This window comes from Ferrovum myxofaciens, from assembly GCF_013181415.1.
Taxonomy (GTDB): domain Bacteria; phylum Pseudomonadota; class Gammaproteobacteria; order Burkholderiales; family Ferrovaceae; genus Ferrovum; species Ferrovum myxofaciens.
Genome location: NZ_CP053676.1, coordinates 2,366,294 through 2,386,891, shown reverse-complemented (window position 1 = coordinate 2,386,891; position 20,598 = coordinate 2,366,294). Strand labels below are relative to the sequence as shown.

Genomic DNA, 20,598 nt, shown 5'->3' with positions numbered 1-20,598 from the left:
AAGTAGGTCACCATGAAACCACACGCCGCATCCTCCGATGTCCCTTCAGAAAGTGCAATCAACGCACGACTGTCCGGTGCGTATTTCCACGATTGTTATATTATTTCCGTTCCGGACACCACACGCACGGCGCTTGGCTATTTCCTGACTGCCTTGGCAAATACTCCGACCTGGATTCATTCACTCATGGCTTTGCGGAACAAGATCGTTCAGTTTGTCGGCTTGAAAGACCTTGGTGGTCTTGGAAAATTGAACCCATCAAAGCCTGCGTCAACTTACGCGCCTGGAGATCGAGTAGGGATCTTCACACTCTTTTCCAATTCCCCCAATGAGGTGCTCTTGGGAGATCGCGACAAGCATCTGGATGTCGTACTCTCCGTATACAAACACCCTCTTGACCAAAAAGGGATTCAGTCCGTCTCGGTGACAACGGTTGTCCACATTCACAACCTGCTGGGACGAATTTATATGCTTCCGGTGATGCCGTTGCATAGACTCATTGCTCCAACAGTCCTCACTCGGATCATCGACGAGAAAAATGCGAACTAACGGCACTCAATGTCAGGCATACACAAAAAATTTTCCATAAATTATGGGGGGGTATTATGACTAAAATACTGGCTGGTGGTTGCCTCTGCGGGAATGTTCGCTATGAATCCACCGGGGAGGTGGTTTTCTCGGGCAATTGTCATTGTCGTGATTGCCAGAGAACTTCGGGGGGCGCTTTTACACCAGCTCTGTTTGTTCCAGAGAAAACGGTAAAGATCAGTGGCACGGTAAAATACTATGAGTCAACTGCGGATAGCGGAAATAAAATAAGTCGGGGATTTTGCCCCAATTGTGGTTCCCAGTTATTTGCCAAATTAGGGAATTTTACAAATCTATTGGGACTTCGCGCAGGAACCCTTGACGATCCCTCGCTCTTTAAGCCCATGCTCGACATTTATACTTCAAGTGCAGCGCATTGGGATTTCATGAACCCCGATCTGCCAAAATTTCCCAAGGCATTTCAGGCACCTCAGTAACACTTGGAAATCCAACCAAAGTCCGGAAAACCGCCGCTTTCTGGACACATTCTGCGCCAGACTTTAATAAGAGATCAGATTCAGTTTCTCGAATTCCTGGACTTCAAAGTGTGCCATGTTCGTTTGGGCGAAAAATTCATATAACGAATTATCTCATTAATTCAAATTATTGAATATTATTTCCGGATCAAAGAACACGGATCCAAGATTAATGCAAGGCATTTAATTTTCCCATATCCGAACAAATGGCAACATTGTAAAACAGAACGCCGATAGCTTCATTGCTGTCGCAATATAGATCAACCAATCTTGCATGTGTCATTCAAAGGCTGTCTTGTGAATCTACCGCTTCTCACCCCACTGGTTCCAAGCCATTCGCAATAGTGCCGCGTTGAGTGTGATCAGTTATTTTGATGGATTTTCAGGGGGATGCTCTTTGGAAGTAGAATAAAAAACTTAGAAAGTGAAGCGACAAGTATCCTGAAATGCGCCGGGCCAAGTTGCTGAACATCAGTCGTGGTTCCGTTTACTACCCTGCCAAAGCCGACCAGCGCGACGGACCTGGCGATTATGAACGCCATCGACAAGTTGCATCTGGACTTTCCGTTCATGGGCTCGCGCCAACTTTGCCGGGCACTGGTCAAACAGGGACATGAGTTGGGCAGGCTTCATGTGCGCTCTCTGATGCGCAGAATGGGCATTTCCGCGCTTGCACCACAGTCAGGTACCAGCCAGCGTAACCCTCTGAGCCAAGAGCGTCTATACTCCGGGTTTTCAAACCAAGGGAATGCCAGACATGAACAAGACCGAACTGATCGATCACATCGCCAAAAAAGCCGAAATCACCAAGGCTGATGCCGGACGGGCCTTGAATGCCACCCTCGAAACCATCATCGAAACGCTGACCAAGGGTGAAGATGTCGCTCTGCCCGGATTCGGATCATTCAGAACGACCATTCGTGCTGCCCGCGAAGGAAAAAATCCTCGTACCGGTGAGAAACTGGCTATTCCAGAGAGTTCCGTGCCGAAGTTCTCCGCCGGTGCCTCTTTCAAAGCAGCTGTGGCGAAGAAGTAATCAGTTATCAGCGCCTGAGGTCACGGTAGAAATTCTCGTGTGAACCTACCGTGAGCAGTTTCACGCTGTCCTCGTCCAATACCCGATATGCCAGCAGCGTCAACTGATTGACCATGCGAAACTTGTAGACCCGAATTCCAAGGAGATCCCCCACCTTGGCCTCTCCAATGAGAGGATCTGCGGCAATACAGCGGACCGCCTCATCCAGTTCCACTTTCTGCTGACGATGCATTTTCTTGACGACCCGGTCAAAGGTCGCGGTAACGAGAATTTTCATCAGCCAAACTGATATTCGCCAACAGGCGCTTCCTGGTCAGCAATCAGAATTTCCCGGATCAGGGAAAATGGCAAATCAGGATTCTCCTCGGCAATCTTTCCGATTTGTGACCAATATTCGATCTGCTTAGGCAAGGACCGATGCTGGATCACCGCATGACGCCGAGCCTGATCGACCAGGGATTCAGAGAGTTTGACATTGATGGACATGGTGATTCTCCCATAGATAACAATTCATTCTAGCCCATATGGGTCCATAATGGAACCTGTCAAGAATTGCACCGTAGCACAGCAACCCCGGCTTGAGCCAGGGTCAATGCTGCTGCGTGGTAACTGGGATGAGCCAAATGCGGCACATATTTCGCGTCATCCAGCATTTGCCCAATTACCTCTTTGCTTTTTGGGTATTCCCCTCAACCGTCAACCTGGGGCCGATGTCAAAGATCACAGGGTGGACTGCGCCATGTTTCTGGCCCGTGTTATGTGTGTTACTGCACAGAAAAACTGTGATCGTTTAGGCAGCATGAACCCTGAAAGATGCCGATCTCATCCAGACCTCGCTCAGGCTCGACGTTAAAGGGGTGCCTTTATTCGACCCGGAAACCACTCGGACAGAGAGCACAGACGGAGCAAGTCCGATTTTTATCGCGGGCGATGCCAGCAACTTCATCCCGCTTCTTCACGAAGCCATTGACGAGGGGGTTATTGCAGGCAAAAATGCTGCATTGCTTGCGCTGGGCAAGCCTGTGACTCCAAGCTTGCGCCGGGCGCCCATCGGGATCGTATTTACCGATCCCCAGATCGGTATCATAGGTGGAGGATTCCACTCAATGAAAACCGGTACCTTCGCTACCGGTCAAGCGAGTTTCGAGAATCAGGGCCGTGCGCGTATCCTGCTCAAAAACAAGGGCCTGTTGAATGTCTACGGAGATCCGATGACTGACCGCTTTCTGGGCGCGGAAATGCTGACTCCTGCCGCCGAGCATTTGGCGCATCTTCTTTCCTGGGCATTGCAGAGCAAAATGACAATCACGCAGATGCTTGAAATGCCGTTTTACCATCCGGTTATCGAAGAAGGATTGCGCACGGCCTTGCAACATCTCCATACCAAATTTTACTGTCTGCCCCACCCCAACACCGGGAGAAGACCTGTCCATTAACAGGCTGTTGAAAAATAGCATTTATGAAAAATTCCCATACAATATATGGTGTTTCGAGCAATTTCTTATACAACATATAGTGGTATTCGTTTTGAAAATAGGCGTTTTTCAACAGCCTGTTAAGAACCAGTCTGGAATTATTTTGTTTTCATCGCATATTTATCTTATTGATTGATATGAACAACTATTAGACAGTGACATAGTTAAAAGGAAAACAGTGATGTGGCTTCGTACAGGATGTGGTATTACTTTTGATGTGAGCGTGGCTACTCCTTTTATTCTTATGCTGCGTCCGCGCAGCGGGATACAACAATGGGTAGCAAGAGAGTCATATACTTTGAAGCCCAGTGTGCCAGCCATTGAATATACAGATAATTTTGGCAACCTTTGCCAACGCCTGGTGGCTCCGCCAGGCGAGTTCTCTATCCACACAACTGCGGATATTTTGACGGTTGACTGCATCGACGTAAATCCAGGTGTGCCTTTCGAGGATGTGCAAAACTTACCTGATTCAGTGCTCACCTATCTCTTACCCACACGTTACTGCGAGTCAGACAAGTTTATAGATTTGGGTCGGGAAATAGTGGCAGGCGCAACACCAGGTTATGATCAAGTGGCTGCCATAGTAATGTGGATACGTGACAATATTAGTTTTAATCCGTATTCCACGTACTTTCAACTATCTGCGGTCGAGGTCAATGAGCGGCGTGAGGGTGTGTGCCGTGAACTCACGCATCTGGGTATAGCGTTATGCCGTGGCATGTGCATTCCGGCACGTATGGTGGTGGGGTATTTGCATAAACTTGAGCCCATGGACTTTCATGCTTGGTTTGAAGCTTATGTAGGAGGTCGCTGGTATACTTTTGATGCAACCCAACCTACCCTGAAAGGTGGGCGTGTCACTGTGGCTTATGGACGTGATGCCGCTGATGTGGCCATATTCAATCAGTTTGGTCCGGCATTGTACCCGAAGGAGATGAAAGTTAACGTCGAAATGCTGGATGTTGAACCGAAATAAATGTCATGCAGAGATTGCACATTAAACACCTGACGGAATATCTTTTTCCAACTCATGTCATACTCAATCCGCACCGGCTTTTGCTCCGTCCGCGGGAAGGGCACGATGTGCGTATCGAGACATCCAAACTGGTCATTACGCCTGCGCAAAATATAAAATGGCATCGGGATGTGTTCGATAATTCTTTGGCAATTGTAAACTTTCTTGAGCGCTCTGATAAACTGACTATAGCCAGTGAAGTCATCATCCAGCATTATGCGCCGCCACCTTACGACTTCCTGCTCGAAGATTATGCGGTGAATTATCCTTTTTCCTATTCGGTCGGCGAACAAATTGATCTGGCAGTTTTTCAACATCCCATTTTCGTCAACGACAGCCAAATCATCAATGACTGGCTGAAACAACAGAAGATATGCGGCATGCAGACTTTTGGCCTGTTGGTCAAATTGAATCAGGCCATCAATAGCCAATTTCATTATCAAATGAGAGAGGAAGCAGGCGTCCAATCACCGGCGCAAACGCTGGCCCAGCGCAGTGGATCTTGCCGCGATTATGCCACGTTGTTTATCGAGGCTTGTCGTTGCCTGGGTTTTGCCAGTCGTTTTGTCAGCGGATATTTGCACGCTCCCGCAACCGAGGCCGGCTTTGCCACTACTCACGCCTGGGTAGAAATATATTTACCCGGCACAGGTTGGAAGGGCTTCGATCCTACTTCCGGTGAAGTAACTGGTAACCGGCATATCGCAGTTGCGGTTGCTCGCGACCCGGAAACAGTGCCGCCAGTCTCTGGTAGTTTTATTGGATCAGGCACAAGAATGCCTAGGATGCAGGTGAATGTGCAAGTAAGTTTGCTTGCATAAAACCGGCGTCAGGGTTGCAACGCAAGCGATGCAGTGCGCCCTACCCTATCCTGCTGGACTGCGTTTCTCTTATTGCTGCTGCATCAACTTGCCGGGTATACTTTCCATGACCTGTTCAGGTGCGCGGCGCAAATCAAGGGTCAGCGGATAATCCGGACTGCGTCCTTCACGTCGTACGTGCATAGGCCCTGGGGTGTGCCCATGACTCCAGAAACGTGCAACGCGTCGTGCCTCAGCCTCGTTGGCATTGACAGGAAAGGTGTCGTAATTTCGACCACCAGGGTGGATAACGTGGTAGGTACAACCACCGATTGAACGTCCGCTCCAGGTATCCACCAGATCGAACACAAGGGGGGCCTGCACGCCTATGGTCGGATGCAATCCTGAAGGAGGTGCCCAGGCACGGTAGCGCACGGCAGCAACATATTCGCCACGAGTGCCAGTGCATGTTAGCGGTAGTGGACGACCATTGCAGGCCAGGACGTGTCGGTTGTCGTTCATAAAACGCACTTTGACTTGCATACGCTCAAGAGATGAGTCGACGTAGCGCGCTGTACCGCCAGCGGCGACTTCTTCACCTAGCACATGCCAAGGTTCAATGGCCTGACGCAATTCGATTTCAATGTTCTGATGCACGACGGTGCCGAAGCGAGGAAAGCGAAACTCAAGGAAAGGTGCAAACCAGTCGAAATCAAAAGCGTAGCCGGAACACCGCAAATCCAGTACGACATCTTTCATGTCCTCTGCTACAAAATGCGGCATCATGTAGCGATCATGCAATTCTGTTCCCCATCGATTAAGGTTGCCTTTATAGGGCACTTGCCAAAAACGCGCAACTAACGCACGCAGTAATAACATTTGCAGCAGCGACATCTGCGCATGTGGCGGCATTTCGAAACCGCGGAACTCGACGAGGCCCAGGCGACCGGTCGGACTGTCTGGCGAATACAGTTTGTCGATACAGAATTCCGCGCGGTGTGTATTTCCGGACAGATCCACCAACAGATTACGCAGTAAACGGTCCACCAACCACGGCTGTGTGCTCTCTTCTCCAGGTTTGAGGTGTTCTGCCATTTGTTGAAAGGCGATTTCCAACTCGTACAGGCTCTCATGACGAGCTTCATCTACGCGAGGTGCCTGGCTTGTAGGTCCAATGAACAGGCCAGAGAACAAATAGGACAGCGCCGGATGATGCTGCCAATAGGTAATCAGACTCATCAGCACATCCGGTCGCCTAAGACAGGGTGAGTCAACGGGCATTGCCGCACCTAACGTAACATGGTTGCCTCCGCCTGTTCCTGTATGCCGTCCGTCCAGCATGAACTTTTCTGTGCCCAAACGGCATAAACGCGCTTCCTCATAGAGCGTTTCCGTATTCTTCACGAGTTGAGACCAGTTGGCGGATGGATGAATGTTAACCTCAATAACGCCGGGATCAGGGGTGATACGGAACTCTCTGATGCGTGGATCTACAGGCGGGGTATATCCCTCCAGTCGTAGCGGTAACTTTAACGCGGCGGCAGTGTTTTCTATGGCTGTGATCAATACCAAGAAATCTTCTAGCAAAGGCACTGGTGGCAGAAAAACACATAAAACGCCAGTCCGCACTTCGGCACATAAGGCAGTGTGGATAATTTCATGTGGATCGTTGTTGTCCTCTGGCGAAGATGCTTTTGATACCTTTGTTTTTTTTGAGGTAGATTTGACATCAGGTGTTTCACTTGTTGCATCGAATGGATCGCGACCGAATTCCTCTTCCTTTTCTGCTATCCAAGGTAAAGATGCCAACGGCAGACGCAGACCCAGTGGCGAATCCCCCGCCGTCAAATAAAGATGCTCGCGTCGCAATGGCCATGGACTCGAGCGAAAACCTGCTGAAACCAGGGCTTTTGCGGTACGTTGAGCAGTTTTGGCTGGCAATGCCTTGAGCGGCAATACGTAGCCTGCAGGTTCACCCAACCCGCGTTCAATCAACTTTGCTTGTCGCCGCCGTTCATCGGTTTTTGTTAAGTCTGATTTGAGCGGATCCAGATTTTCCGGCCAGCATTGCTCCTGAGTGATAATCTGGATCACATCTTCAAAAGCCGTGATCACAAAGCGTTCATCCAATTCAAGTTCGCGGGCAAGGTGCTGCATGAAATTTTGCGCATCCTTGGTCTGTTGTGCGCCGACACAGTCAGCAGTGACCAGAAGAGTGCGGTCACGCCACAGCGGTTCACCATCAAGACGCCAGTAACAACCAAGCGCCCAGCGAGGCAGTGGTTCTCCGGGATACCACTTGCCCTGGCCGAAATGCAACATTGCACCCGGTGCAAAATGTCCTTGAAGGCGATTGAGCAACTTTCCAGAAAGTTCCCGCTTCTTGTCTGAGAGTGCAGTGTAATTCCATTCCGGCCCCTCCATATCATCGATAGAAACAAAGGTCGGTTCCCCACCCATGGTAAGTCGCACGTCATGTTTGTTCAATTCAATATCGACCTGATGACCCAAGTCCAGTATGGCTTGCCATTGTGCCTCGGTGTATGGCTTGGTTACGCGTGGATCTTCATGGATGCGAATCACGCTCATGGCAAAATCAAAGCGTGATTCGCAAACTTCGGTGACACCAGTTACCGGAGCTGCCGAAGAAGGTATCGCCGTGCAGGCTAGCGGAATATGTCCTTCGCCAGCCAAAAGACCTGAAGTCGGATCGAGACCGATCCAGCCAGCCCCCGGTATATAAACTTCTGTCCAGGCATGCAGATCAGTGAAATCGTGGTCAGTTCCGGATGGACCATCGAGTGCTGCGACATCTGCCTTTAATTGGATCAGATAACCCGATGCAAAGCGTGCAGCCAGTCCCAAATGGCGCAGTGCCTGGACCAGAAGCCAGGCTGAATCGCGGCAGGAACCGAACTTGAATGTCAAAGTTTGTTCCGGTGTTTGCACCCCGGCTTCAAGTCGAACAATATAACCGACTTCTTCTTTGACACGCTGGTTGACTGCCACCAGCATATCGATCGTGCGTAGCGGCTTACTGAGCAACTCAGACCTTGTTTGCGCCAGCCAGTCCGTGAACAAAGGCGGGGCGGAGTCTGCTTCCAGGTAGGGACCAAGTTCACGCTTCAAGCCATCTGAATATTCAAAGGGGTAATTTTCAGCGGTTTCATCCATGAAGAAATCAAATGGGTTGATCACAGTCATGTCAGCGACCAGATCGACCGTAATTTTCAACGATTCGGCTTTTTCTGGAAACACCAGACGAGCGACCCAGTTACCAAATGGATCCTGCTGCCAGTTCAGAAAGTGACCGGCAGGCTCGACGTTGAGCGAATAACTTAAAATTGGCGTGCGGCTATGTACCGCAGGCCGCAGCCGAATTTCATGTGGCCACAAATTCACGGCGCGATCAAAGTTGTAATGGGTCTGGTGATTCAGTGCAATACGGATAGTCATGTGTAATCTTTTTTTGAAGTTGGTTGATCAGCACTCAAATTTAGAAATCGGGAAAAAGTGCGCCTCACGCCTTACCCCAATTTCTGTGTAATCGCCGCATATTGAAATATTATCTATTCCAGCGTTGGTGCAGGAATCTGACACAAAACCGATGCCAGCATCTATCCTGGTCGCAATGCAATAAATCACGGCAGTCAGTGTTCTGTTTGTTGTAGCACAGAGAATTTGGCCTGGTGAGTAAACTGTGTGCTCTACAGATTAAAAATTCGTTTATTCATCGGTTGACCAGAAGTAGGTTGTATTGATCAAATCGCCCAGATTATAAATTTGCTCGAGAAATTCGGAGAGATATTCGTGCAGACCATACTCGAATACCCGGTCTATGGTTTCAGTATGCATTCTGGCGTAGAGTTGGTTGCAACGATTAATCAATTCGTTGGAGCGCGGCCCATTGATTTCGAGCAGCAAGCGGTGTACTTCATTCACGCAAGTGATCAGGGAACGCGCCATGTCAAGTCGCAGTATCAAAAGTTCACCGACACGCTTGGGTGTGATCTGATCACGATATACTTTGCGATAGGACTCAAATGCCGATACCGAGCGTAGTACCGCACTCCACTGGTAATAATCTGTAGCGCCCCCGACGTCCTTCAGACTGGGTAAAAGGATGTGGTATTTTACATCCAGGATGCGGGCCGTATTGTCAGCACGTTCAAGGAAACTTCCCAATCTTATAAAACGAAAAGTATTGTCACGTAACATGGTTCCGTGGGCGATCCCGCGCGAAAGATGCGATCGCTCCTTCACCCATTCAAAGAAGCGTGAAACGCCATCCAAAGCGATGCCTTCTGCATGTATCCGGAGCATTTCCAGCCAAGTGGAATTGAGTGCTTCCCACATCTCCGAAGTGATTGTGCCGCGCACAGCGCGGGCGTTTTCGCGCGCGAGGAAGATGCTGTTGTAAATGCTGCCTGGATTTTTTTTGTCCAACGCCATGAAATGCAATACGTTTTCGGCATTATGGATGTCGTGACGTTCCTCAAAACCCTCATGCAGGCCGCTGATAGACAGCATGGCGCGCCATTCGTTGTTCGGCTCGATCATCGCCTGTTTGAGTAGCGACATGCGATAGGTTACATCCAGCATGCGCGCGGTATTCTCTGCTCGCTCCATACTGCGAGCCATCCAGTAGAGGTGATCAGCGGTTGATGATAGCATGTTAACGCTCCCCTTCCAGAACCCATGTATCTTTGGTGCCGCCACCTTGCGACGAATTGACTACCAGGGAGCCTTCCTTTAGCGCCACCCGGGTAAGTCCACCCGGCACCATGGTAATTTCACGACCGGAGAGTACATAAGGTCGAAGATCAATATGGCGAGGGGCCACGCCGCTCTCGACAAAAGTAGGGCAGGTGGACAAAGCGAGTGTCGGTTGTGCGATGTAGTTGGCCGGATCGGCGCTGATCTTGTCGCGGAACAGCCTGATTTCATCCACTGATGCCGTGGGGCCTATCAGCATGCCATATCCGCCTGAACCATGAACTTCCTTGACGACCAGTTCTGGCAGATGCGCCAGTACATATGCAAGGTCTTCCGGTTTACGCAGTTCCCAGGTTGGCACATTAGACAAAATTGGCTCTTCGCCGCAGTAAAAGCGGATCATTTCTGGTACATGTACGTAGATGGCCTTGTCATCGGCAATTCCGGTACCCACCGCATTGGTCAATGTAACGTTGCCCGCTTTGTAGGCCGAGAACAATCCGGGTACGCCCAGCATGGAGTCTTTGCGAAATGCCTGAGGATCAAGGTAGTCATCGTCAACACGGCGATAAATGACATCCACGCGACGAGGCCCTTCCGTAGTACGCATGAACACAGTTTTGTTCTTAACGAATAAATCGTAGCCATCCACCAGTTCAATCCCCATTTGTTGCGCAAGAAAAGCGTGTTCGAAATAGGCACTATTGTATTGACCGGGTGTCAAAATCACCACTGTCGGGTCGGCGATACCTGCAGGTGCGACCGAACGCAGGTTGCTGAGTAGCAGATCAGGATAATGTTCTACGGGGGCTATCTTCTGGCGTACAAACAGGTCAGGAAATAGTCGCATCACCATTTTGCGATTTTCCAGCATGTAGGAAACGCCGGACGGAGTGCGCAGGTTATCTTCGAGTACAAAGTATTCGCCAGTCTGGTTACCAGTGTCAGCACGCACCAAGTCTATGCCGGCAATGTGTGCATAAATCTGCTCTGGCACGTCTACCCCGACCATTTCCGGACGGAACTGGCTATTTCTCAATACCTGTCCAGCCGGGATAAGACCTGCTTTAAGTATTTCCTGATCATGATAAATGTCATGCAAAAAGGCATTCAACGCCTTGACCCGTTGGCGCAATCCGTCGGACAGGTGTTGCCACTCTCGCGTCGGAATAATACGCGGTATGATGTCGAAAGGGATCAGTCTTTCCTGACTGTTGGCTTCACCATATACGGCGAAAGTAATTCCGGCGCGATGAAACGCCAAATCCGCGGCCTCGCGTTTGCGCGCGATCACATCGTCGGGGATAACCTGTAGCCAATTGGCGTAGTTACGATAACTTTCACGCACTGAACCATCAGCGGCATACATTTCGTCATAGACTGTCTTCATGATTTTTAGTCAATTGTTTGAACTTATGCTATTAATGCATGAATCATGCCAAACAATTTAATACCAAAAGATTCAGGTTATTAGCATTTTATTTTGGCTATTGAATTGCCAAAGTGAGACAGAATTCTGACGCTACGCCTCATTCTGGTGCATGGACCATTGACAAACAAAATAAACAAAACCGAAGAATAAGAAGATTTTTATGTGGATTTACTGCCGTTTCAGAAAAGTCAGGAATTAATCACTTGTGATGATCGGGTCGAATTATTGGCTGCAGGTGAGTTTTCAGACTTTTCCCAAACAAATTTGGGCAGATTTTGCAGTGTTAAGAGAAGACCCCGATTCCAAGATTCTGCAAGTTCTTTGGCAAACGGATCATCTTCACCCAAATAGAGTTGGTGAGTGAAGGACAGGCTATCTTTATCATAAACCAGTAACTCGACAGGATGGGCGACAGTAAGATTGCTGCGAACCGTCGAATTCATCGACACCAGTGCGCAACGACCTGCCTCTGGCAGTGAGATATGACGGTTGATGACTCGATCCAGGATAGGTTTGCCGTATTTAATTTCACCGATTTGCAGGAAAGGATGTTCATTGGACTCGTGAATATAATTGCCCTGTGGATAAATCATGAGCGTTTCATGGCGCGACGTGCCTATTTGTCCTGCCAAAATAAATGTCGCTTCAAAATTGACATTCCCGCTGTCCCTCACCGCGTGGATATTTTGTACGCTACTACTAACTGTGGCCACATAGTCTACCGCTTCATGCATATTTTCGACACTAAACAGATTAGGGACTGCTCTGCTATCCAGATCAGCATGAAGCCGCTTGATCACCAACTGTGTGGTAGCAAGATTTCCCGCTGAAAGCAGCGCGAACACTCTGTTATTCGGCCACACGAAAGTGTGCATCTTCGAGTAGGTCGAAATGTTGTCAAATCCGGCATTGGTTCGTGAATCAGAGCAAAGAACGAAGCCTGTTTCCGTGTTAATAGCAAGACAATAGGTCATTGTGAATCTCAAATAAAAATTATTGGATCATTGTCCAACCTGCTGACCTCCCAGTGCTAAACAGTAACACGGTTTTTGTTATTCGGCAAACTACCCGCAAGGGAAGATAGGTGGAGCACTGCGGCGCAAATTCATGTAGGATAGGTACCGCCCTTGGAAGGCGAAAAACCGGGGGAACTTCATCATGACTTCGTTCAGAAACACGATTCTGAACACTTCAACTGCTTGAACGTCTTTGCGCCCCAAGTCCTCGGATACCCTTGGTTTTGTGAGTCAAGGAGCGATCGGACGGGCGCTCGGCGACCCCGAGACGAGAGAATATTGGAACCTTTGCCAAATCCAGAATGAATGCGAAGGCAGTTGCCGCTGCAAGTGTGCCCGCCACCATCAAGGGCGGCAAGGGTGTCATTGCGATCCCGCTGATAGCCAATATGGAGGCGATACCGATATCGGTAACGGATGACGCCACAAGCCAGAGACTTGGACGAGAACAGGCCCACAAGTGTCGGCGTTCGCGAATGGCATAGATCGTCGCCTGACTGCCGAACACCAAGACGACGAAGGCCAGGGTTCTCAATGTCTCTATACCAAGATTCATGCCAAATTTACCAATAGCCAGGATGCCGATGCAGAAGGCCAGCAGGCAAATGCCCATCGCAGCGCCGGCCATCGTCAATTTGCCGATGTGCCACTCATTCGGCGTCGGGGACGGTCTTACATTATCCGTCGTCAAGGACATGGCGAGAAAGTCACCGGCGACCATCACAATGACCATCAGCAGTGGGGTCAGGATCGCGTGCCCTGTCATGACCAGGCCAGCAATCAGGAAGAGCACCGTCACGATCTTCTTGGCGATAGAATTCAATGTGTAGGTCTGGATGCGCTGAAACGTGATTCGCCCTTCTTTGACCGCGGCGACGATGCCAGCGAGGCCAGGTTCGGTCAGCACCATGCCGGCGGCCGATTTGGCGACATCGGTTGCCGTGGAGACTGCGATGCCGATCTGCGCCTGACGCAGCGCTGGCGCGTCATTGGCACCGTCGCCACACATGCCGACGGTATGACCGCCCTTCTGAAACGCCTTGACAAGCTTGTACTTATCCTCCGGTAGGACGCCGGCATAGACTGCGAATTGCTCGGGATGGACGTTGTCGGGAATTGGACCAGGCGGACAGATGGCGCCATCAAGCCCCACCGCGTGAGCCACGATGGCCGCAGTCGCCGGCGCGTCACCCGTCACCATCACAGTGCGGACACCTAACTCATGCAATTCAGTGACGAGTGCCGCCGAATCTGAACGAGGCGGGTCACTCAGCGCAACAAGTCCCGCCAACTTCATCGCCGTCTGCGGTCCCGCTGCCACTGCCAGAACTCGGAAGCCCTGCCGTTCAAGTTCATTCGCCGCAACTGTTGCGGTCGGTGTCCGTTGTACGAGACCGATGACTACGGAAAAAGCACCCTTCACGATACGTTGCGTACCGCCGGTCGAATCAGTTGCGGTTGCCTCTGACATCTTTTTCGCAGGATCGAAAGACTCAAACTTGACCAACTTTGGCGCATCTGAGATGCCCTTGCTTAAAGCGGCCGCACGAATGGCTGCATCCACTGGATCCTGCCCACCATCCGCGCTCGCCAGCGAGGCAAGTGCCAAAACATGCGCCTCGTCGAAGCCGTTCATGGGATGAATGGTCGTCACTGTCAGCGCATTTTGGGTCAACGTGCCGGTCTTGTCGGAGCACAAGACGTCCGTAGTTCCTGCTTCATCCACTGCGGAGAGGCGTGTCGGAAGGACACCTAACTTTGCCAAGGCTCGCGCGCCGAGTGCCGCCGCCAATGTGAATGTAGCCGGCAGTGCAACCGGTATCGACGCTAAGACTGCCGTCAAAACGAGAGGAATGATCTCCGCCAGCGGCATCTTGAGAAAATAAGCATAAGCCACAAGCGCCACAATGACGATGCTGTTGAATGCGGCAAGATTGCGCACCACGCGCAGAACTGCCTTCTGCTGGGAACTCACGACATGGGCGGTGCGAACTAATTCTGCAGTGCGACCGAACTTGGTGCGCACTCCGGTCGCCGTGACCCCCGCCTCCGCCTCGCCCCGACGCACGAGCGCTCCAGCAAAAGTTTCCACGCCCACACCTGCTTCGATAGGCACCGATTCGCCGGTAAGCATGGATTGGTCGAGCAAAACTTCTCCACCGGTAATATGCACATCTGCGGCAACCACCCCACCAAGTGAGAGTTTCACCACGTCGCCCGGCACAAGTTCGGCCGCAGGTATGATTTTCCATACGCCATCGCGCCGGACGGATGCGTTCAGCGCGAGCCGGGACTTCAGTGCGGTGAGGGTTGCCTGGGCACGGCTCTCCTGAAACAGACCGAGTGCTGCATTGAACACCAAAAGACCCGCAATGATCACGGCCTCAACATACTTGCCGAGCACGAGTTCAAGCACAACCGCAGCCTCGAGCATCCACGGAACCGGGGCCCAGAATTTTTCAAGCGCCATACGCAGCGGGTGCATGTTCGTATCTGGCATTGTGTTGGGACCAAACTGTGTCAGAAGGCGGTGGGCCTCGTCGCTCGTCAGACCACTGAGCAGGTGATCCTCTGCAGCACCCGTCGACTTGGCATCGGATTTCGCGCCACGCTTGGCCCCGTATTTAGATTCTATAACTTTGGACGGATCGTTATTCGGTTCCATGATGACATCCTTTGCAGCTCGGAAATAGAATCAGTCTAACTACAGATACCGACGACTACCGTACGGCAGCGAACTTAACCGGCCGATTACACATCGCGGCCTGTGATCATGTATCAGCAGATAATCGCCAGCAGATACAACCCAAGTCTGCGTGCAAGGTGGCACAGCGCCATTTCGCTTACACAACCGCTCCAAATAAGGCGCCGACGCCCGCAGTTAACGCCATGGCCAGTGCACTCCAGAATGTGACACGCATTGCCCCCGCAGTCAAAGAAGCGCCGCTGGCGTACGCAGCCACCCCACCCAGAAGCGCGAGAAAAACGAGTGACGTACCTGCGACGAATAGGATGAGATTTACCGCGGGTGCCAATAACGTGATCAACAGTGGCATGGCTGCTCCAATTGCGAAACTGGCAGCCGAAGCAAAGGCAGCCTGGATCGGACGCGCACTATGCGCTTTGGTGATTCCAAGTTCGTCGCGGACGTGTGCACCAAGCCCGTCATGCGCCATGAGTTGATCGACGACCTGTTTCGCTAGCGCGGGATCAAGACCTCGACCAACATAGATCGCCGCCAATTCTTTATGCTCCCCGGCTTCGTCCGTCTTGAGTTCCTTGCGTTCAAGCTCGATATCTGCCATTTCGGTATCTGCCTGTGTGTGGACGGACACATACTCGCCGGCGGCCATTGACATGGCTCCGGCGACCAAGCCGGCAACTCCAGCGACCATTATGTTGCTGCGAGTAGCATGCGCAGCCGCAACACCCAGCACCAGACTCGCTGTGGAAACGATGCCATCATTCGCGCCCAATACTGCAGCGCGTAGCCAACCTACGCGTTTAGTGCGGTGCCGTTCTATGTGACGCGGATGCATATTGAATCGTCCCCTGAAATTTTCTGCCGCACTTCGAACACATCACGAAGAAACGGTGCCAACTTCACCTGATAATAATTAGACTTCCGAAGAACCCTGGGTTTCCATGCCTAATTCAGAAACTTGGTAAAGCCTCCTTCAACGACTACTCGGGGAGCAGGCGATCGAACTCTTTCTTGACCACTGCGTAACATTCGCAGACCCGCTTCTCTAGACCTACTCGGTCAAGAATGGTAATGTGGCCCCGACTGTACTTGATCAAGCCCGCTTTCTGCACATTTCCGGCGGCCTCCGTGACGCCTTCGCGACGTACCCCGAGCATGGCGGCGATCAATTCCTGAGTCATGATCAGTTCGTTGGAGGGCAAACGATCGAGGCTCAGCAGGAGCCATCGGCAGAACTGCTGATCTAGGGTGTGATGCCGGTTGCATACCGCGGTTTGTGCCGTTTGTGTCAGCAAGGCCTGAGTGTAGCGCAGCAACAGATGCTGCATCGGACCCGCGCGGAAAAACTCGTTTTTAAGAAACTGACCCTTCAGTCGGTAGGCATTGCCGGCACTTTGCACCACTGCCCGACTGGGGGTGGTTTCACCTCGTCCGTTAAACTTGGTCATTGATGGCAGATCCGAAAAGCGAACTGCTTTTCAGCGTAGCGTGTCTATGGGAAGTTGTCATCAAGTGCTGGCCAAACCGGCCCGATTTTCAGGTCGATGCGCGTCTGCTGCGCTGTGGTCTGATCGACCCTGGAGAAAGCCATGAACCAACCCTCGGCACAAGCCCTGACACTGAGCACTACGCCAACTGCAGCCAAGTGGAGCGTGCTGCTGGCTGTATCCTTCAGCCTCATTATTCCCCTTGAACTCATCCATCTGCCTGCCGCCATCCTGCTGGGTGCCATGGCTGCCGCAATCCTGGTTGCGGTATTCGAAGGCAAACTGGCAGTGCCACGGGGACCCTATGTCCTCGCACAAGGTCTGATTGGTTGCCTCGTGGCACGCAGTATCGGACCAAAAATTCTGGTGACCATGGTCCAGCAATGGCCACTGTTCCTCGCCGTTGTCTGTTCGGTGCTGGTCATCAGCACCTCCCTCGGTGTCCTGCTCACGCGCTGGAAGGTATTGCCGGGAACAACAGCCATATGGGGCTCCACGCCCGGTGCAGCCACCGTGATGGTACTGATGTCCGAGGGCTTCGGGGGCGACCCACGACTGGTGGCCTTCATGCAGTTTCTGCGCGTTATGCTGGTGGCACTCGTAGCCTCAGTCGTTAGCCAACTTTGGGTTACCCCGGGAAGTGCCCCTGTCAGAGTTGCCGTGGACTGGTTCCCTGAAGTTGCCGCTGGCCCTTTGTTGGAAACGATCGCTCTGGCTATAGGTGGCGCCTCCATGGGCGCGTGGTTCGAAATCCCCGCCGGCCCCCTTCTCATTCCGCTTGTCGCGGGAATTGTGCTGTCCTGCACTCACCACCTCACCCTCACTCTACCACCCTGGCTGATGGCCGGGTGCTATGCACTGGTCGGCTGGGCCATCGGGCTGAGGTTCACACGGAAAATCCTGCGTTATGCCGCGCGCGTCGTTTCAAAAATAGCCCTCTCCACCACCCTGCTCATCGCGCTGTGCGGCGGTCTGGCATGGTTGCTGCACCGTATGCTCGATATCGACCCCCTCACCGCCTATCTCGCTACCAGCCCTGGCGGTGCAGATTCGGTGGCCATCATCGCCGCCTCCTCTCCTGTGGACTTACCCTTCGTCATGGCAATGCAAATGGCACGGTTTATTCTTGTATTGCTGATAGGCCCTTTATTAGCAAAAACCGTGACACGATGGACGGCAGGTTGAGCTTCGACTTCAAAACTCTCATCACTGCATAAATCACGAATCTCCACCTACAGGCTCACCTTTGCTTGCGGATGCAAGTGCCTGTGTCGTCGCGGAAGGATTCAGACTATCCACCATCGAACTCGGGATCAGGATCGTGACTCCTCGTTCCTTCGTGGTCTCATAAATAATATTCATCGCCCGAAGTTGAAGCGCGGCAGGATGTCCCGCGTAAATATCTGCGGCCTCGACAAACTTTCCTGCAATTGCGGCTTCGGCCGATCCGAGAATCACTCGCGCCTGCTTCTCACGCTCCGCCTGTGCCTGACGAGACATGGCATCCTGCAAGGCCTCTGGAATGGCCACATCGCGAATCTCCACCGCGCTCACCGATATGCCCCATAAGGCGGTTTTTTTACCAATCGCTTCCTTTAATTGCTCGTCGGCATCCTTGCGATCGGATAATAATGCAGTCAACATCGAAGAACCAATCATTTCACGTAGCGAGGTTTGCGCAACCCGATCGATGGCCTCGCGATAATTGGTGATGGCCAACGCGGCTTTTTCAGCATCATGCACATGCCAGAAAATGATTGCATCGACATTGACTGGAACGGTATCCCTGGTGAGCGCCTGTTCGGCGTTGAAGGCTGTGGTCTGAATACGTTCATCGATTACTGCGACCACATTGTCCAAAATCGGGATAATGACGAACAAACCCGGACCCTTGACGCTCTGTAACTTTCCCATTCTCAGGATCACAAATTTCTGCCAGGCATTGGCCATCTTCAGAGACAGTGCGATGATCACTGCAACGCCGAAAAAAGGCAACGCAAGATAGGGACTCTCCCACCGACCGATGGCCAGACCCGTGAGGACAAGGATGGAAACCAGGAAGGATGCAATTGGATTCATGTTCATTGTTCCTTGTATCAATACAACTATTGAATAGCGAACTTGAACTCTCTCGGACAGTGATTTGAGACATCAAATCAAAATGGTTTTGTGCGTCCCGTTTTAAGCAAATCCAACATCTTTTTTTCAGTTACAGGCCGACTAAAATAATATCCCTGCCCTTCTCTACACCCTTGGCCCAGCAGGAACTCCAACTGTTCGTGGGTTTCCACGCCTTCGGCAATGACGCGAAAATTGAAGCTTTTCCCCAGACCAATAACTGCAATCACGAGTGCGGCATCATCCAAATAGCCCGTGGCCTGCGTGATGTCATGAATGAACGACTGGTCGATCTTCAGGGTGTCGATCGGAAAATGTTTCAAACAACTCAAACTCGAAAAACCTGTACCAAAATCATCAACGGCAAGTTGTATACCTAAGACTTTAAGCGCCTTGAGCATGAAGGCGGTAGTATCCGTATTCTGCATGAGCACACTTTCAGTCAACTCGAATTCGAGATAGCGTGGCTCCAGGCCGGTATCTTCCAGAATATCCGCCAGACTTTCCAGAAAACCTGTAAGTTTGAACTGCGCGGCAGAAATATTGACCGCCACCGGCGTGAAAGAAAGACCAGCATCTTGCCAGGATTTGGCTTGTTTGCAGGCTTCCCTCAGAACCCACTCGCCGATGGATACGATGAGGCCACAGTCCTCGGCGATCCGGACAAACTGCTCGGGCAGGATCAGACCGCGCTGCGGATGTCGCCAGCGGATGAGCGCCTCGACACCAACAATTGCGCCGCTGTGAAGATTTATTTTCGGCTGGTAGTACAGCACGAATTCCTGCCGTTTCAGGGCGAGTTGCAGGTCGGTTTCAATGGATGGTTTCTGAACGACTCGGGCATTCATATGATGCTCGAAAAAGGTATAGTTGTTACCGCCATTTTCCTTGGTATGGTACATCGCCATATCCGCACCCTTGATCAGGGAGGTCGCATCCGAACCATCGTCGGGGTAGATGCTGATACCGATGCTCACACTGATATATAAAGATCGTGCTGGTCAATGCAGTGAGGAAGCACGAGCGCTGTAAGCACCTTTTGTGCAGAAAGCGCCGCATCTTCTGCGTACTCGATTTCGCCCAGCAATATAATGAACTCGTCCCCCCCTTGGCGGCAGACAGTGTCTGAGTGACGCACGCACTCAACCAGACGTTTCGCAACCGATTGCAACAGTTGATCCCCAATCACATGCCCCAAAGAGTCGTTGATATTTTTGAATCGATCCACATCCATGAACATCAGCGCAAGTTTCCCGCCTCGACGATGGGCCGACTCGATCGCCTGACCAAGCCGATCATGCAGCAGCAGTCGATTGGGCAAATTGGTGAGCCCATCGTGATGGGCCAAATGATCCAGTTGGGTTTTAGACACCAGGATTTGTTCGGCCAGTTTGTGCGCTTCAATTGCAGCAATGACCAGGTGTTCGTTCGCTTGTTGCAACACGATCATGTGATCGTCAGAAGTTTGCTGAGTTGTTTCTGCCGTACGAATTTCCTGCCCAAGCAAGTTGACATCATGTTCCCGTACCTGCACGGCATCTTCCCGTACGGTGGCTGAATCTTCGCGACGCAAAAGGGTCAATCGGGATAAATGGCGGTTTTCTTTTCTTTCTCGCCTCCGGTCATTTCCGCGGACAATAAACAGCCTGTCTTTACCTTCGTCAATCATGCCCGGTGAGCCTGAATCGTCGGTATTTGAAACGCCGTCCTCATCATTTCCGTTCATTACAGC

20 protein-coding genes and 1 pseudogene are annotated in these 20,598 nt (G+C 51.5%); 8 read left to right on the top strand and 13 right to left on the bottom strand.

From position 1 onward, the window contains the following. The first annotated feature begins 12 nt into the window (after positions 1 to 12). Both HO274_RS11775 and HO274_RS13615 read left to right on the top strand, forming a co-directional pair. The gene (locus tag HO274_RS11775; protein ID WP_273119876.1) at positions 13 to 549 is read left to right on the top strand and encodes a DUF2867 domain-containing protein; all 537 of its coding nucleotides are present in this window, start codon (positions 13 to 15) and stop codon (positions 547 to 549) included. 56 nt (positions 550 to 605) lie between these two features. Continuing rightward, on the top strand, positions 606 to 1,025 hold the full coding sequence (locus HO274_RS13615; RefSeq protein WP_273180116.1) for a GFA family protein: 420 nt from the start codon (positions 606 to 608) through the stop codon (positions 1,023 to 1,025). 510 nt (positions 1,026 to 1,535) lie between these two features. On the opposite strand, the gene HO274_RS11770 is transcribed toward HO274_RS13615, so the two are convergent. Continuing rightward, the gene (locus tag HO274_RS11770; RefSeq protein ID WP_227509515.1) at positions 1,536 to 1,697 is read right to left on the bottom strand and encodes a hypothetical protein; all 162 of its coding nucleotides are present in this window, start codon (positions 1,695 to 1,697) and stop codon (positions 1,536 to 1,538) included. Between HO274_RS11770 and HO274_RS13610 the strand changes: the two genes are divergently transcribed. Together HO274_RS13610 and HO274_RS11765 are read left to right on the top strand one after the other, a co-directional pair. After that, positions 1,635 to 1,880 (top strand): hypothetical protein, encoded by a 246-nt coding sequence (locus HO274_RS13610; protein ID WP_411463995.1) that lies wholly within the window; start codon positions 1,635 to 1,637, stop codon positions 1,878 to 1,880. The two genes, HO274_RS11770 and HO274_RS13610, sit on opposite strands and share 63 nt — an antisense overlap. Next, the gene (locus HO274_RS11765) at positions 1,822 to 2,100 is read left to right on the top strand and encodes an HU family DNA-binding protein (RefSeq protein WP_031598538.1); all 279 of its coding nucleotides are present in this window, start codon (positions 1,822 to 1,824) and stop codon (positions 2,098 to 2,100) included. The genes HO274_RS13610 and HO274_RS11765 overlap by 59 nt, the downstream gene beginning before the upstream one ends. Positions 2,101 to 2,107: 7 nt before the next feature. Here HO274_RS11765 and HO274_RS11760 read toward each other — a convergent pair whose 3' ends face one another. Together HO274_RS11760 and HO274_RS11755 are read right to left on the bottom strand one after the other, a co-directional pair. Next, positions 2,108 to 2,377 carry a type II toxin-antitoxin system RelE/ParE family toxin gene (locus HO274_RS11760; protein ID WP_031598539.1) on the bottom strand — a complete coding sequence of 90 codons (270 nt, stop codon included), beginning with the start codon at positions 2,375 to 2,377 and terminating at the stop codon, positions 2,108 to 2,110. Further along, entirely contained in the window at positions 2,377 to 2,586 is a 210-nt protein-coding gene (locus HO274_RS11755; RefSeq protein ID WP_031598540.1) for a TA system antitoxin ParD family protein, read from the bottom strand. Before HO274_RS11755 ends, HO274_RS11760 begins: the two co-directional genes overlap by 1 nt. A gap of 371 nt (positions 2,587 to 2,957) precedes the next feature. Between HO274_RS11755 and HO274_RS11750 the strand changes: the two genes are divergently transcribed. From HO274_RS11750 to HO274_RS11740, 3 genes are all read left to right on the top strand, one after another. Continuing rightward, entirely contained in the window at positions 2,958 to 3,536 is a 579-nt protein-coding gene (locus tag HO274_RS11750) for an NAD(P)/FAD-dependent oxidoreductase (RefSeq protein ID WP_273119872.1), read from the top strand. A 220-nt stretch (positions 3,537 to 3,756) separates the two neighbouring features. Beyond that, the gene (locus HO274_RS11745; RefSeq protein WP_273119870.1) at positions 3,757 to 4,554 is read left to right on the top strand and encodes a transglutaminase family protein; all 798 of its coding nucleotides are present in this window, start codon (positions 3,757 to 3,759) and stop codon (positions 4,552 to 4,554) included. A gap of 5 nt (positions 4,555 to 4,559) precedes the next feature. Beyond that, on the top strand, positions 4,560 to 5,414 hold the full coding sequence (locus tag HO274_RS11740) for a transglutaminase family protein (protein ID WP_031598549.1): 855 nt from the start codon (positions 4,560 to 4,562) through the stop codon (positions 5,412 to 5,414). A 69-nt stretch (positions 5,415 to 5,483) separates the two neighbouring features. Here the strand turns inward: HO274_RS11740 and HO274_RS11735 are convergent, their stop codons facing one another. From HO274_RS11735 to HO274_RS11705, 7 genes and pseudogenes are all read right to left on the bottom strand, one after another. Next, positions 5,484 to 8,849 (bottom strand): transglutaminase family protein, encoded by a 3,366-nt coding sequence (locus tag HO274_RS11735; protein ID WP_273119867.1) that lies wholly within the window; start codon positions 8,847 to 8,849, stop codon positions 5,484 to 5,486. 270 nt (positions 8,850 to 9,119) lie between these two features. Then, positions 9,120 to 10,067: an alpha-E domain-containing protein gene (locus HO274_RS11730; RefSeq protein ID WP_031597433.1), complete on the bottom strand. Its 948-nt coding sequence runs from the start codon at positions 10,065 to 10,067 to the stop codon at positions 9,120 to 9,122. A 1-nt stretch (position 10,068) separates the two neighbouring features. Beyond that, complete coding sequence (locus HO274_RS11725) at positions 10,069 to 11,499, bottom strand: circularly permuted type 2 ATP-grasp protein (RefSeq protein WP_031597435.1); 1,431 nt, start codon at positions 11,497 to 11,499, stop codon at positions 10,069 to 10,071. Between the two features lie 230 nt (positions 11,500 to 11,729). Beyond that, positions 11,730 to 12,515: a proteasome-type protease gene (locus tag HO274_RS11720; protein ID WP_051862343.1), complete on the bottom strand. Its 786-nt coding sequence runs from the start codon at positions 12,513 to 12,515 to the stop codon at positions 11,730 to 11,732. 217 nt (positions 12,516 to 12,732) lie between these two features. Continuing rightward, positions 12,733 to 15,222 (bottom strand): HAD-IC family P-type ATPase, encoded by a 2,490-nt coding sequence (locus HO274_RS11715; protein ID WP_273119863.1) that lies wholly within the window; start codon positions 15,220 to 15,222, stop codon positions 12,733 to 12,735. Between the two features lie 178 nt (positions 15,223 to 15,400). After that, a complete protein-coding gene (locus HO274_RS11710; RefSeq protein WP_273119861.1) occupies positions 15,401 to 16,096 on the bottom strand; it encodes a VIT1/CCC1 transporter family protein in 696 nt (231 codons plus the stop codon). Between the two features lie 145 nt (positions 16,097 to 16,241). Next, positions 16,242 to 16,688 (bottom strand): annotated as a pseudogene (locus HO274_RS11705) (Crp/Fnr family transcriptional regulator); the annotation flags it as partial. A gap of 162 nt (positions 16,689 to 16,850) precedes the next feature. Here HO274_RS11705 and HO274_RS11700 point away from each other — a divergent pair. Further along, positions 16,851 to 17,933 carry an AbrB family transcriptional regulator gene (locus tag HO274_RS11700; RefSeq protein ID WP_273119857.1) on the top strand — a complete coding sequence of 361 codons (1,083 nt, stop codon included), beginning with the start codon at positions 16,851 to 16,853 and terminating at the stop codon, positions 17,931 to 17,933. A gap of 33 nt (positions 17,934 to 17,966) precedes the next feature. Here HO274_RS11700 and HO274_RS11695 read toward each other — a convergent pair whose 3' ends face one another. The 3 genes from HO274_RS11695 to HO274_RS11685 form a co-directional block, all read right to left on the bottom strand. Then, positions 17,967 to 18,827 (bottom strand): slipin family protein, encoded by an 861-nt coding sequence (locus HO274_RS11695; RefSeq protein WP_273119856.1) that lies wholly within the window; start codon positions 18,825 to 18,827, stop codon positions 17,967 to 17,969. Positions 18,828 to 18,904: 77 nt separating this feature from the next. Next, complete coding sequence (locus HO274_RS11690) at positions 18,905 to 19,843, bottom strand: putative bifunctional diguanylate cyclase/phosphodiesterase (RefSeq protein ID WP_273119854.1); 939 nt, start codon at positions 19,841 to 19,843, stop codon at positions 18,905 to 18,907. Continuing rightward, positions 19,840 to 20,592: a diguanylate cyclase gene (locus tag HO274_RS11685; protein ID WP_273119852.1), complete on the bottom strand. Its 753-nt coding sequence runs from the start codon at positions 20,590 to 20,592 to the stop codon at positions 19,840 to 19,842. The genes HO274_RS11690 and HO274_RS11685 overlap by 4 nt, the downstream gene beginning before the upstream one ends. Between the last annotated feature and the right edge of the window lie 6 nt (positions 20,593 to 20,598).

Excerpts from the sequence above, each read along its gene's own strand:
- HO274_RS11775 (WP_273119876.1), top strand. The coding sequence starts at position 13 with ATGAAACCACACGCCGCATCCTCCGATGTCCCTTCAGAAAGTGCAATC.
- HO274_RS13615 (WP_273180116.1), top strand. The coding sequence starts at position 606 with ATGACTAAAATACTGGCTGGTGGTTGCCTCTGCGGGAATGTTCGCTAT.
- HO274_RS13610 (WP_411463995.1), top strand. The coding sequence starts at position 1,635 with ATGGGCTCGCGCCAACTTTGCCGGGCACTGGTCAAACAGGGACATGAG.
- HO274_RS11770 (WP_227509515.1), bottom strand. The coding sequence starts at position 1,697 with ATGAAGCCTGCCCAACTCATGTCCCTGTTTGACCAGTGCCCGGCAAAG.
- HO274_RS11765 (WP_031598538.1), top strand. The coding sequence starts at position 1,822 with ATGAACAAGACCGAACTGATCGATCACATCGCCAAAAAAGCCGAAATC.
- HO274_RS11760 (WP_031598539.1), bottom strand. The coding sequence starts at position 2,377 with ATGAAAATTCTCGTTACCGCGACCTTTGACCGGGTCGTCAAGAAAATG.
- HO274_RS11755 (WP_031598540.1), bottom strand. The coding sequence starts at position 2,586 with ATGTCCATCAATGTCAAACTCTCTGAATCCCTGGTCGATCAGGCTCGG.
- HO274_RS11745 (WP_273119870.1), top strand. The coding sequence starts at position 3,757 with ATGTGGCTTCGTACAGGATGTGGTATTACTTTTGATGTGAGCGTGGCT.
- HO274_RS11740 (WP_031598549.1), top strand. The coding sequence starts at position 4,560 with ATGCAGAGATTGCACATTAAACACCTGACGGAATATCTTTTTCCAACT.
- HO274_RS11735 (WP_273119867.1), bottom strand. The coding sequence starts at position 8,849 with ATGACTATCCGTATTGCACTGAATCACCAGACCCATTACAACTTTGAT.
- HO274_RS11730 (WP_031597433.1), bottom strand. The coding sequence starts at position 10,067 with ATGCTATCATCAACCGCTGATCACCTCTACTGGATGGCTCGCAGTATG.
- HO274_RS11725 (WP_031597435.1), bottom strand. The coding sequence starts at position 11,499 with ATGAAGACAGTCTATGACGAAATGTATGCCGCTGATGGTTCAGTGCGT.
- HO274_RS11720 (WP_051862343.1), bottom strand. The coding sequence starts at position 12,515 with ATGACCTATTGTCTTGCTATTAACACGGAAACAGGCTTCGTTCTTTGC.
- HO274_RS11715 (WP_273119863.1), bottom strand. The coding sequence starts at position 15,222 with ATGGAACCGAATAACGATCCGTCCAAAGTTATAGAATCTAAATACGGG.
- HO274_RS11710 (WP_273119861.1), bottom strand. The coding sequence starts at position 16,096 with ATGCATCCGCGTCACATAGAACGGCACCGCACTAAACGCGTAGGTTGG.
- HO274_RS11700 (WP_273119857.1), top strand. The coding sequence starts at position 16,851 with ATGAACCAACCCTCGGCACAAGCCCTGACACTGAGCACTACGCCAACT.
- HO274_RS11695 (WP_273119856.1), bottom strand. The coding sequence starts at position 18,827 with ATGAATCCAATTGCATCCTTCCTGGTTTCCATCCTTGTCCTCACGGGT.
- HO274_RS11685 (WP_273119852.1), bottom strand. The coding sequence starts at position 20,592 with ATGAACGGAAATGATGAGGACGGCGTTTCAAATACCGACGATTCAGGC.